Below are 12,543 nucleotides of genomic sequence, written 5' to 3' on the forward strand. Positions count from 1 at the left end.
GTTAACCAACCAGCGGAAAACGAACCGTGTCTGAAAGTGAATCCAGTTCAACCGAGCAGGCCCAGCTGGGTGTGCTGCGCGACAATATAGACGCCCTAGACCTTCAAATTGCCGAGCTGATAAACCAGCGCGCCGGCTTAGCCCAGCAGGTTGCGCAGGTTAAACACCAGTTTGCTCAGCCCGGAGAAGAGGTTGTCTACTACCGCCCCGAGCGGGAAGCCCAGGTGCTGCGCAGAATCATGGAGCAAAACAAGGGGCCATTGCATGATGAGGAATTGGCTCGGTTATTTCGCGAGCTGATGAGCGCGTGTTTGGCGTTGGAAAAACCTACCTCCGTGGCCTATTTGGGGCCAGAGGGTACGTTTACCGAGCAGGCTGCGCTCAAGCATTTTGGCCACTCGGCGATGACCCGCTCCATGCCCGCTATTGGCGATGTTTTCCGTGAGGTGGAAGCTGGGGTTGTGCAGTACGGCGTGGTGCCGGTGGAGAACTCTACCGAGGGCGTGGTAAACCATACCTTAGATAACTTTATGACCTCAGGCTTAAAGATTTGTGGTGAGGTTGAGTTGCGCATTCATCAGAATCTGTTGATATCCGATGTCACTAAATTAGATGGCATCACACGGATCTATTCGCACTCGCAGTCTTTGGCGCAGTGTCGTCAGTGGCTAGATACTCATTACCCGTTGGCTGAGCGGGTAGCCGTGAACAGCAATGCAGAGGCGGCGCGCCGAATTAAAGGTGAGTGGCACTCTGCGGCTATCGCTGGAGAATTAGCCGCCCAGCAGTATGGCCTAACCATGTTGAGTGAAAAGATCGAAGATCAGCCAGATAACTCTACTCGCTTCCTTATTATTGGTGCAGAGGCTGTGCCTGCCAGCGGCGATGATAAAACCTCCATCATGGTGGCGATGAAAAACGAGCCGGGGGCGCTACACAGCCTGTTGCAGCCGTTCGAAGAATTTGGAGTGGATCTTACTCGAGTTGAGACTCGCCCGTCTAAAACAGGGGTGTGGAGTTACGTGTTCTTCATCGACTTTACCGGCCATGTTGAGCAAGAAAGCGTCAAACAAGCATTAGCCAAAGTGCATGGATGTGCCTCTGACCTGAAAATTCTGGGCTCTTATCCAAAAGCGGTTTTATAAAATTCTATATGGGTATAGAAAGTACGCTGATCTAGTGCATAATAGGCGCTTGCAACGGACCACCAGGACTGCAGTCAACATTAAAGGATGAAAGCATGAGCACCAATATCAAGTGGCATGACCACAACGTAACTCACGAGCAGCGCATTGCGCAAAAGAATCAAAAGCCCTGCGTGCTTTGGTTTACCGGGTTAAGTGGTGCTGGCAAATCGACACTGGCCAATGCCGTCGATGCCGAGCTGTTCAAACGTGATCGCCACACTTATCTACTGGACGGTGATAATGTGCGCCATGGCTTGAACAAAGAGCTGGGTTTTAGCGATGAGGATCGTATTGAAAATATCCGTAGAATCGGCGAAGTGAGCAAACTGTTCGTCGATTCTGGTTTGATCGTACTGAGTGCCTTCATATCGCCGTTTCGCTCAGACCGTCAAATGGTTCGTGAGCTGGTAAATGATGGACAGTTTATTGAAGTGTTTGTAGCAACACCTCTATCAGTCTGTGAAGAGCGCGACCCTAAAGGCCTGTATAAAAAGGCGAGAGAAGGGAACATAAAGAATTTTACTGGTATCGATTCTCCCTATGAGGAGCCAGATAGCCCGGAAATTTGCGTTAATACTGCCGAATTGGGCATTCCAGAAGCCGTATCACAAGTGATGGCTTACCTAGAAAGCCAATCCATTATCCCCAAGTTGTAAGTCTAGCCTGATAATTAAATCGTCATATTGGTAACTGTTGTTGAATAAACTTGTCATTGTCGGTGTTGGCTTGATTGGCGGCAGCTTTGCGGCTGCCTTAAAGCGAGTCAAACTGCCCTATGAATACATCGGAGTGGTACGGCGTGAGTCCGCGGCCAAGGAGGCGGTGGAGTTAGGTATTGTCGACCGAACCGTGTCTTCCATTGCTGAGGTGGCCCCCGAATTAGGCGAGGGGGACGTGGTATTTATCGCCACGCCGACGCTAACAGTTGCCAATATTCTTCAGCAGTGTGCAGAGCTAGTCAGCCCATACGTAACGGTGACAGACGCCGCCAGTGTTAAGGGTTCTGTACTAGAAGCTGTACAGGACGCTTATGGTTGTATTCCCTCGCAGGTGGTCTTGGGGCATCCCATTGCCGGCTCCGAACAAAGTGGTGTCGCAGCGGCGGATCCATATCTATATCGGACCCACAAGGTGATAGTGACTCCCACCGAGAGCACGGGTGAGGATCACTTACGCAGGGTGCGGCACTTGTGGCGTATGACGGGTGCCGAAGTGGTGGATATGTCGGTGCAAGAGCACGACCAAGTCCTGGCCTCAACTAGCCATTTGCCGCATCTTTTGGCTTATGCGTTGGTTGATTCCTTAGCTCGGGATGAAGAACACGACAACATATTCAAGTACGCGGCCGGCGGCTTCCGCGACTTCACAAGAATCGCGGCCAGCGATCCAACCATGTGGCACGATATTATGTGTGCCAACGGCGACGCTATTGTTCGTTCGCTCGACTTATTGACAGATAACATCGCGCAATTGCGCACGGCGATCATCGCCAGGGACGGTCAAGCAATCAAAGAACTGTTCACGCGGGCCAAATCGTCTAGAGACTATTTCTCTCGGATGATCAGTCACCGCACTCGAGAAGCAAAAATGCAAAAAGTAATCAACTACCGCCTGCAACCTGGCGGCGAGGTCAAGGGTACTATTCGTGTGCCAGGCGACAAATCCATGTCCCATCGTTCAATTATGCTGGGTTCATTGGCTGTGGGAACCACCGAGGTAACTGGCTTTTTAGAAGGCGCTGATGCCTTAGCTACACTGTCTGCATTCCGCAATATGGGGGTCGATATCAAGGGCCCCGTAGATGGCAAAGTTACCATTCAAGGGGTTGGCTTATTCGGCTTAAAACCCCCCACCGAGCCGCTTAATATGGGTAACTCTGGCACTTCCATGCGCCTGCTGGCCGGAATCGTAGCCGGGCAAACCTTTTCAGCTACCCTCACCGGCGACGAGTCGCTTAGCAAGCGGCCGATGAAACGGGTTGCCGATCCGCTGCGCGCCATGGGCGTTAAAGTGGATACTGAGGAGGGCGGTAGGCCGCCGATTACCATTCATGGTGCCGGCCATACCACTGCAATGCACTATGATCTGCCCATGGCTAGCGCTCAGGTCAAATCCTGTGTACTTTTGGCCGGGCTCTATGCTCAAGGGGAAACCTCGGTGGTCGAGCCAGCACCGACACGAGATCACACCGAGCGTATGCTACGGGGATTCGGTTATGAGGTTAAAACCGAAGATGCTAAGGTCAGTTTAAAAGGCCGTGGTACACTCACCGCCACCCAGATTGATGTGCCGTCAGATATTTCTTCTGCCGCGTTTTTCATGGTGGCAGCTGCTATTACCCCGGGTTCTGACTTGACCTTGGAGCACGTAGGTATTAACCCAACGCGCATCGGGGTGGTCAATATTCTGCGGGCGATGGGTGCGAATCTCACACTCAGCAATGAGCGCGAGGTAGGAGGCGAGCCGGTGGCCGATATCACCGTGAAATACTCGCCATTAAAGGGAATTAGTATACCCGAGGATCAAGTTCCTTTGGCCATCGATGAATTCCCTGTTCTGTTTGTGGCGGCTGCTTGTGCTGAGGGCACAACGGTACTGACAGGTGCCGAGGAGCTCAGAGTGAAAGAGAGCGACCGTATTCAAGCAATGGCCGACGGTTTAACCACCTTAGGCGTAAAAGCCACCGTAACTTCAGATGGCATGATCATCGAAGGCGGTGCTATGGGTGGCGGCGACATCGTTACCCACCATGACCATCGGATTGCCATGGCGTTTGCCGTAGCTTCGTTGGCCGCAAGCGAAGAGATTCGCATCCACGATTGTGCAAATGTGGCCACGTCTTTCCCAGGCTTTGTCTCGTTAGCGCAACAGGTTGGAATGCAGATTGAAGAGCAAACCTTATAATACGGGCAATCTGAGCGAGTTTTGTAATAAGGGTTACATAAATCAGGATGTGCCTCGGCACAACTCAAATTTAAGACGCAAACTAGGGCTGTAATGCACTATGACTATTGATTTTAATCTTACTCACCTAAAGCAATTGGAAGCGGAGAGTATCCACATCATTCGTGAGGTGGCTGCAGAGTTTGACAAACCAGTCATGCTTTATTCCATTGGTAAAGACTCTGCGGTAATGCTGCATTTGGCGCTAAAAGCCTTTTACCCAGGCAAGCCTCCCTTCCCATTGATGCACGTGGACACCACCTGGAAGTTCAAGGAAATGATCAAGTTCCGGGATGAAATGGCCGAGAAAATTGGTATGGAGTTGATCGTTCACACCAACCAAGAAGGTGTAGACATGGGCATTGGCCCCTTTACCCACGGCAGTGCCAAGCACACCGATGTAATGAAAACTGCGGCCCTGAAACAAGCCCTAGATAAGCATGGTTTCGACGCGGCCTTTGGTGGCGCTCGTCGTGACGAAGAAAAATCTCGCGCTAAAGAGCGTGTGTACTCCTTCCGTGATAAAAACCACCGCTGGGATCCGAAAAACCAGCGTCCTGAGCTGTGGAATATCTACAACAGCCGAGTCGACAAAGGCGAAAGCATTCGTGTATTCCCGCTATCCAACTGGACTGAGCTGGATATTTGGCAGTACATCCACCTAGAAAGCATTCCTTTGGTTCCATTGTATTTTGCCGCCAAGCGTCCAGTGGTGGAGCGTGACGGCACTTTGATCATGGTGGATGACGATCGTATGCCATTGAGCGAAGGCGAAGTACCGGAAGAGAAAATGGTGCGTTTCCGTACCTTAGGTTGTTACCCACTGACTGGTGCAGTTGAGTCCGAAGCGGCCACTCTGCCAGAGATTATTCAAGAAATGTTGTTAACCACAACATCAGAACGTCAGGGCCGAGTGATTGACCACGATAGCGCGGCCTCCATGGAGAAGAAAAAGCAGGAGGGCTACTTCTAATGTCACATCAATCCGACTTGATCGCAGAAGATATTAACGCGTATTTGGATCAGCACGAGCGCAAAGAACTGTTGCGCTTTTTGACTTGCGGTAGCGTAGACGACGGTAAAAGTACGTTGATTGGCCGCTTGCTGCACGATTCAAAAATGATTTTCGAAGACCAGCTGGCGGCAGTGCAAGCCGATAGCTCCAAGCACGGCACCACAGGCGAAAAAATCGACCTAGCACTGCTGGTAGATGGTTTGGCAGCAGAGCGTGAGCAGGGTATTACTATTGACGTTGCCTACCGTTACTTCTCCACTGATAAGCGCAAGTTTATTATCGCTGATACCCCAGGGCACGAGCAGTATACTCGTAACATGGCAACAGGTGCTTCTACCTGTGATTTGGCCATTATTCTTATCGACGCGCGCCATGGTGTTATGACGCAAACCCGTCGTCACAGCTATATCGCCTCTTTGTTGGGTATTAAGCACATCGTTGTTGCTATCAATAAGATGGATTTGGTGGATTTTAGCGAGCAGCGCTATGAAGAAATTAAAGCTGAGTACAAGCCATTTGCCGAAGAGCTGGGCTTGGAAAACATCCAGTTTGTGCCTATTTCGGCGCTAGATGGTGATAACGTTGTAAACGTGAGCGAGCATACGCCGTGGCACAAAGGCAAAACCTTGATGCAAATCTTGGAAACCGCCGAGATAGCAAACGACAAAAATACCACCGATTTCCGTTTCCCGGTGCAATACGTTAACCGACCTAACCTCGATTTCCGTGGTTTCTGCGGTACTGTTGCCTCTGGCGTAGTTCGCGTTGGTGACGAAATTAAAACTCTGCCTTCCGGTAAAAAGAGCAAGGTTAAAAGCATCGTGACTTACGATGGCGAGTTGGATTACGCCTTTGTTGGCCAAGCGGTTACCATCACGTTGGAAGACGAAATCGATATCAGCCGCGGCGATATGATCGTTTTAGCCAAGGACGAGGTAGGCCTGAGCAATCACCTAAAAGCCCATATGGTATGGATGTCTGAAGCTGCTTTGCAGCCCGGCAAGCAGTATTTGTTCAAGTTTGCGAGCAAAGCTACCGCCGGCCAGGTAGAAGTGGTTGATTATAAAATCGATGTGAACACCCAGGAGCCTAGCCCGGGCGAAACCCTCGAGTTGAATGATATCGCAGTGGTTAACGTGACTCTCAGCCAGGATGTGGCGGTGGATCCGTATCAGCAAAATCGTGCAACGGGTGGTTTCATTGTAATCGATCGTCTGAGCAATATTACGGTTGGTGCTGGGATGGTTATGGAAACCCTAGCCGAGGCCAAAATGACGCTATCTAGCAGTGATGTTTCAGAGTTCGAAATCGAGCTTAACGCTTTGATCCGCAAGCATTTCCCGCATTGGGGTGCCGAGGATATCTCTAAGCTGATTAAGTAAGTTCTCGTCCTTTTATCCCAGCTGGTATTAAGTATCTGAGCCCCAAAGAGCTCACGCTTGGTACTAGTTGGGATAGTCCCAAGTTTATCTTTTTTCCCTCCAAGTTTGTCATACGTTTGTGCGTCAATGCTGATATAAATTTAATCGATTTGCCACTGTGGTGATTCTTTAGTCATCGCTAATATTTGTCCTGCTGTTATCTTTTACCAATAAAGAGGATTTAAGGATGAAATCATTAAAAGCTTGGACATTCGCATTTATATCGGCGTTGTTTATTTTGACGGCTGCTCCGCAAATAGTTCTGGCAGAGCCGGATGCCGTGCTAGAGGCGCCCAATGCGATTAATATTAATAGTGCCAGTGCGCAAGAGATATCCGAGGCGCTGACCGGCGTCGGCCCGGCTAAAGCGGAGGCGATTGTCGCTTGGCGAGAGGAGTTCGGAGGCTTCCAGCATGTGGAAGAGTTGGAGGAAGTTAAGGGTATAGGCCCGTCTATCGTTGAGAAAAACAAGGCTAAAATCAGCTTAAATTAAGTAAAAAGCCCGGTAATTGGTGTTATCGGGCGCGTTTTCAATGTAACCATTCGTTATATCTTCCGCAAATTTTTGTCCAATCTTGTCTTAACGCTAGCTGAAGTGGTAGGCTCCCCACCCGTATCTCGTCCTTAGTAGTACAAACAAATGTCAAATTCCTCCTTAGCCGGTGGCAATGCTTCGTCAGCCACAAAGCAAATTATTGTCGCGTTGGATTACGATTGCGCGCAAGATGCGCTAGCCATGGGCAAGCTCCTGGACCCATCGCAATGCCGGGTCAAAGTTGGTAAAGAGCTATTTACCGCTGCGGGCCCGGCTGTTGTTGAGGGTCTGCAGACTATGGGATTTGAGGTGTTTCTGGATCTGAAATTCCACGATATACCGAATACCTGTGCTAAAGCTGTCAAGGCCGCTGCAGAGCTGGGTGTGTGGATGGTCAATGTCCATGCCAGTGGCGGCGAAAAAATGATGGCTGCCGCAAAAGATGTCCTGACAGGCGTTAGTGGGCGCGCGCCAATATTGATCGGTGTAACTGTCCTTACCAGTATGTCTGGCGATGATCTAGCCAGCTTGGGTTTAACCGTTAGCACAGAGCAGCAGGTAATGAAATTAGCTGCATTGGTGCAAAAGAGTGGCCTGGACGGAGTGGTTTGCTCCGCTCAGGAAGCCCAGCAAATCAAGCAGCAATTGGGTCGCGATTTCGTAACCGTCACTCCTGGTATCAGGCCTGCCGGAAGCGATGCAAACGACCAAGTTAGGATCACAACGCCAGAGCAGGCTATCAGTATGGGCAGTGATTATTTGGTTGTTGGCCGGCCCATTACTCAGGCACCAGAGCCAAAGCTTGCCTGCCAGCAAATTATCTCGTCTATTAGCTAACTCTGTAATGTAATCGAGTACTAGCGTGGCACAGGAGTGAGTCACGCTTTTCGATGGCGCCAGCTATCGAGTTTTATGAATTAGAGCGCCGCGCTTTTTACTTCAACGTCGTGAGGCGACAGGGATGCCGTTTCAGGGTGCAAACTCTTTAACCCCATTTTGGATCAATACATTGTCGATACCTGTAATAACCATAGACGGGCCAAGTGGCGCCGGTAAAGGAACCCTGGGCCTGTGGCTGGCGAAAGCGCTTAAGTTTCATCTGCTGGAAAGTGGCGCCTTGTATCGCTTGAGTGCTCTAGCGGCTCAGTTGTTGGGCGTTGATGACAGCGACGAGCAGCAGGTTGCAGATATTAGCAAGCAGTTGGACGTATCCTTCATACCTAAAGGGGATGGGGTGGCGGTAATGCTGAACGGCCAGGATGTTAGTGCTGCGCTACGTCAGGAAGATATTGGTATGGCTGCCTCCAGAGTGGCTGCATTTCCTTCAGTGCGTTCAGCGCTCGTAGAATGCCAGCGTAACTTTGTAAAAGCTCCGGGATTGGTTGCGGATGGTCGAGATATGGGCTCTACGATTTTCCCGCAAGCAGAAGCAAAGATTTTTTTGACGGCAAGGGCAGAAACTCGCGCTGATCGCCGTATGAAGCAGCTTGAAGATGCAGGCCTTGCAGCGGACTACGATAAGATTCTGGCGGACATTAAGGCGCGGGATGAAAACGATAGCAATCGCAGTGTTTCCCCGCTTGTGGCAGCTCCTGATGCGCTTGTAATCGATAGCAGTGACTTGTCACTGGACGAAGTATACGACAAAGCGTTAGAGTATATTAGGTTAAAAATACAACTCAGTTGAGCTCCTTCCGCAGTTCAAGAATATGCCTTGCGGGTTCTTGGTCTATAACAACACCAAGCGGAAAGCAGCTTTAGCTAAATGGGTGTGAACGCATTGCGCCATTGGGAGGCACTTTGCAGGACTTTCTGCTGTACTGGATGCTGTTTTTCGCGATCGCGGCGGGCTTTTTTATGGGCCGTTACAGCCGGAAATCACCATTGCGTATTATGGAACGCTACGGCGATAAGCCCAGCCCGATCAACCCGGATTATATCCGCGGACTGAACCACCTCCTCAACGAAGACGCCGATGCCGCTGTGGATACCTTCACAGAGCTGTTGCCGGTCAATGACAAGACACTGGATACTCACTTAGCTCTAGGCGCGCTACTGCGGCGCCGTGGGGAAGTGGGTAAAGCAATTCGCGTTCATCAGTTTTTGGTGGAGCACCAACAGTTGGACCGTCAGCAGCAGGAAAAAGCCCAGCTTGAGCTAGGTTTGGACTTCCTCAAAGCCGGGGTACTGGATCGCGCCGAGGATATCTTTGAGCGGTTGCAAAACTCGTCGGATCACGACGTTTCCATCAAAAGTCTTGGTTTTCTCGCTGAAATCTACCGAGATGAAAAAGAATGGCTCAATGCAGCCAATGCCATAGAAAGCCTTTTGCGCAAAAAGCCAAGGGGGCACGATCAGAAATGGCGCTCCATGCAAGCACATTTTTACTGCGAAGAGGCTGTGTCAGCCAAGACTCGCGGTGATCAGCCCTTGGTTAGAAAGCTGTTGGCAAAGGCCGCCCACGCAGACCCTAAATGCGTACGCGTAAGCCTGTTGATGGCTGATGTCGAGCTAAAGCGCGAAGATTACAAAAGCGCCATCAAGTGCTTAAAGCGAGTTCCTGAGCAAGACCCTGATTATATACCTGAGATCCTGCCCGGATTGCTGCAAAGCTATCAGGCCCTGGGCGACATAGAGACCATGATCGTATATCTGCGCCAGTTGCAGGATGATTATCCCAGTAGCTCTGTGATCATTTCTCTGGCCGACCTGGTGAATCAGCATGAAAGTGAAGGTGCTGCGGTGGCCTTGTTGAATCAAAAGATAGATACGCGGCCATCTTTGCGGGTTGTGGGCAAGTTCTTAGATTTTCACCTGAACAAGGCGTCTAAGGAAGACAACAACAAAGAGCAAACGCTCGTGCGCAATATGTTGGAATCGCTCTTGGAGCATAAATCCTATTACAACTGCGGTTCTTGTGGTTTTTCGGCGAACCATTTGCACTGGCAGTGCCCTAGTTGCAAATCTTGGGGCTCTATCAAAGCTGTTAAGGGGCTGGAGGGCGAGTAGGGCGGCGTTAGCACTAACTGCTTGAAAAACAAGCAATTATTTTTTTAGATTGGTTGTTGACAGTGGTTAATGTGCTCTATAATATACGCGCCATTCCTGAGGAGCTACTCAGTAAGAAATTCCGGCATAGCTCAGCGGTAGAGCAGTAGACTGTTAATCTATTGGTCCCTGGTTCGATCCCAGGTGCCGGAGCCAAATCCCAAGCAACTTGGTTACGAACGTAACCAAGTTACTCCAAAAAATTCCATCGCCATATTCAATTTGTAGCGTATTTGAGATGAGCTTCACGCTGTTATGCGGTGAGGCTGAACGCGTGTGTTTAATGGCTGCCTTGATAGACATTGGTTCCGATCAATAGCTCTTGGCTATTTGTTTTATCAACCTTGTTCTGTTAGTCTTCGCGCTCGCTTGAGCGCCTCGGTATTTTTGCGCTCTTTCTTAAACGTGTTGAAACGCTCAATTTACGGCTCTTGCGGTCTGTTTATGGGCTGATTGACGCCAGAACTTTTGCTTTGTCGCTGTCTTAGATGCCAGAGTTTATCGGTGGCTTAGCTAATTTAAATCAAACCCGTATCGCTGGCAGTGCGGCAGGTGTGCTTCTGAATTGATCGTGTAATCGTCAAATCGGATTCCCCACAATCCATAGGTAACGTAATGAGCGAAAGCTTTGCAGAGCTATTTGAAGAAAGTTTAAAAAGTGTTGATATGGTGCCCGGTTCCATCGTAACCGGCGTTGTAATCGACCTAGATAAAGACTGGGTGACTGTGCACGCAGGCCTCAAGTCTGAAGGTGTTATACCGGCTTCTCAGTTTTTAGATGAGAACGGTGATTTGACCCTAAGCGTTGGTGACGAAGTACAGGTTGCCCTGGAGACCGTAGAAGACGGTTTCGGTGAGACTCGCCTGTCTCGTGAAAAAGCCAAGCGCGCCGAATCTTGGAAAGTATTGGAAGCTGCTCACGCCGCTGAAGAAGTGGTTAAGGGTGTTATCAATGGCAAGGTCAAAGGTGGCTTTACTGTTGATGTTTCCGGTATCCGTGCGTTCTTGCCTGGTTCTTTGGTAGATGTTCGTCCTGTACGCGAAACTGCCCACCTGGAAGGCAAGGATTTAGAATTTAAAGTAATTAAACTGGATCAAAAGCGCAACAACGTGGTTGTTTCCCGTCGTGCCGTGCTCGAGCAAGCAAACTCTGCAGAGCGTGAAGAGCTGCTGGCCAACCTGCAAGAAGGTATGGCAGTTAAAGGTGTGGTTAAAAACCTTACCGATTACGGTGCCTTCGTTGATTTGGGTGGCGTAGACGGCTTGTTGCATATCACCGATATGGCTTGGAAGCGCATCAAGCACCCAAGCGAGATCGTTAACGTCGGCGACGAGATAGACGTTAAAGTGCTCAAGTTCGACCGCGAGCGCAACCGTGTGTCTCTTGGCTTGAAGCAATTGGGTGAGGATCCTTGGATTTCCATCACTCAGCGCTACCCAGAGGGTGCGCGAGTTAAAGCGACTGTTACTAACTTGACTGACTACGGTTGTTTCGCCGAGTTGGAAGAGGGTGTAGAAGGTTTGGTTCACGTATCTGAAATGGACTGGACCAACAAAAACATTCACCCATCTAAAGTTGTTCAGTTGGGCGACGAAGTAGAAGTTATGATTTTGGACATCGACGAAGAGCGTCGTCGTATCTCCTTGGGTATTAAGCAGTGTCAAGAAAACCCATGGGATGCGTTCGGTCGTCAATTCGCCAAAGGTGACAAAATTAGCGGTAAGATCAAGTCAATTACTGACTTTGGTATCTTTATCGGCTTGGATGGCGGCATAGACGGTTTGGTTCACTTGTCCGATATTTCTTGGAACGAAACTGGCGAAGAAGCCGTTCGCGCCTATAAGAAAGGCGACGAGCTGGAAACCGTTATTCTGGCCATTGATCCTGAGCGTGAGCGCATCTCGCTTGGTATCAAGCAGTTAGAGACTGATCCTTTCACCAGCTTCGTTACTGAAAACGATAAAGGTGCAATCGTTACTGGTACTATTAAAGAGTTGGATGCTAAGGGTGCGGTTATCGTTCTGGCTGAAGACGTTGAAGGTACTCTGAAAGCCTCTGAAATCAGCCGAGAGAAGGTTGAAGACGCTCGTAACGTGCTGAAAGAAGGTGAAGAAGTTGAAGCCAAGATTGTTGCAGTAGATCGTAAGAATCGCGCTATCAACTTGTCTATCAAAGCGAAAGATCAAGACGAAGAGAAAGCGGCTATCAAAGAGCACTCTAACAAGTCTGTAGAAGCTGCGGCTCCTGCAACCTTGGGTGATCTGATCAAAGCCCAGATGGAAAACCAAGACAACTAATCAATACTTTTGGGTATTGAGTAGTGAAAGAAGCGGCTTCGGCCGCTTTTTTTCTGCCTGTAATTTGCTCTGTGCAACCAAACTTTACTCGCTTTA

General features: G+C 49.8%; 10 protein-coding genes and 1 tRNA gene. All 11 read left to right on the forward strand.

Annotated features, from left to right (window positions below; all coding sequences use genetic code 11):
- The first annotated feature begins 26 nt into the window (after nucleotides 1-26).
- The 11 genes from pheA to rpsA all read left to right on the forward strand — a co-directional run bounded on the left by pheA (nucleotide 27) and on the right by rpsA (nucleotide 12,447).
- Nucleotides 27-1,145 (forward strand): prephenate dehydratase, encoded by a 1,119-nt coding sequence (gene pheA / locus ACGHM3_RS09770; protein WP_345418973.1) that lies wholly within the window; start codon nucleotides 27-29, stop codon nucleotides 1,143-1,145.
- Nucleotides 1,146-1,240: 95 nt separating this feature from the next.
- Nucleotides 1,241-1,843 (forward strand): adenylyl-sulfate kinase, encoded by a 603-nt coding sequence (cysC, locus tag ACGHM3_RS09775; protein ID WP_345418976.1) that lies wholly within the window; start codon nucleotides 1,241-1,243, stop codon nucleotides 1,841-1,843.
- 40 nt (nucleotides 1,844-1,883) lie between these two features.
- A complete protein-coding gene (locus tag ACGHM3_RS09780) occupies nucleotides 1,884-4,091 on the forward strand; it encodes a bifunctional prephenate dehydrogenase/3-phosphoshikimate 1-carboxyvinyltransferase (RefSeq protein ID WP_345418979.1) in 2,208 nt (735 codons plus the stop codon).
- A gap of 100 nt (nucleotides 4,092-4,191) precedes the next feature.
- On the forward strand, nucleotides 4,192-5,103 hold the full coding sequence (cysD, locus tag ACGHM3_RS09785; RefSeq protein ID WP_345418982.1) for a sulfate adenylyltransferase subunit CysD: 912 nt from the start codon (nucleotides 4,192-4,194) through the stop codon (nucleotides 5,101-5,103).
- Nucleotides 5,103-6,527 carry a sulfate adenylyltransferase subunit CysN gene (cysN, locus tag ACGHM3_RS09790; protein ID WP_345418985.1) on the forward strand — a complete coding sequence of 475 codons (1,425 nt, stop codon included), beginning with the start codon at nucleotides 5,103-5,105 and terminating at the stop codon, nucleotides 6,525-6,527. The genes cysD and cysN overlap by 1 nt, the downstream gene beginning before the upstream one ends.
- Before the next feature lie 226 nt (nucleotides 6,528-6,753).
- Complete coding sequence (locus ACGHM3_RS09795; protein WP_345418988.1) at nucleotides 6,754-7,059, forward strand: ComEA family DNA-binding protein; 306 nt, start codon at nucleotides 6,754-6,756, stop codon at nucleotides 7,057-7,059.
- Nucleotides 7,060-7,206: 147 nt separating this feature from the next.
- Nucleotides 7,207-7,938, forward strand: coding sequence for an orotidine-5'-phosphate decarboxylase (gene pyrF / locus ACGHM3_RS09800; protein WP_345418992.1), 732 nt, complete (start codon nucleotides 7,207-7,209; stop codon nucleotides 7,936-7,938).
- A gap of 124 nt (nucleotides 7,939-8,062) precedes the next feature.
- The gene (cmk, locus tag ACGHM3_RS09805; protein WP_390518029.1) at nucleotides 8,063-8,788 is read left to right on the forward strand and encodes a (d)CMP kinase; all 726 of its coding nucleotides are present in this window, start codon (nucleotides 8,063-8,065) and stop codon (nucleotides 8,786-8,788) included.
- A gap of 113 nt (nucleotides 8,789-8,901) precedes the next feature.
- Nucleotides 8,902-10,110, forward strand: a complete 1,209-nt coding sequence (lapB, locus tag ACGHM3_RS09810) for a lipopolysaccharide assembly protein LapB (RefSeq protein ID WP_345418999.1) — start codon at nucleotides 8,902-8,904, stop codon at nucleotides 10,108-10,110.
- Between the two features lie 120 nt (nucleotides 10,111-10,230).
- Nucleotides 10,231-10,305: transfer RNA gene (locus tag ACGHM3_RS09815), tRNA-Asn, on the forward strand.
- 459 nt (nucleotides 10,306-10,764) lie between these two features.
- The gene (rpsA, locus tag ACGHM3_RS09820) at nucleotides 10,765-12,447 is read left to right on the forward strand and encodes a 30S ribosomal protein S1 (RefSeq protein WP_345419002.1); all 1,683 of its coding nucleotides are present in this window, start codon (nucleotides 10,765-10,767) and stop codon (nucleotides 12,445-12,447) included.
- Nucleotides 12,448-12,543: the final 96 nt, after the last annotated feature.

The sequence above is a fragment of the Halioxenophilus aromaticivorans genome (assembly GCF_042850945.1).
GTDB lineage: Bacteria > Pseudomonadota > Gammaproteobacteria > Pseudomonadales > Cellvibrionaceae > Halioxenophilus > Halioxenophilus aromaticivorans.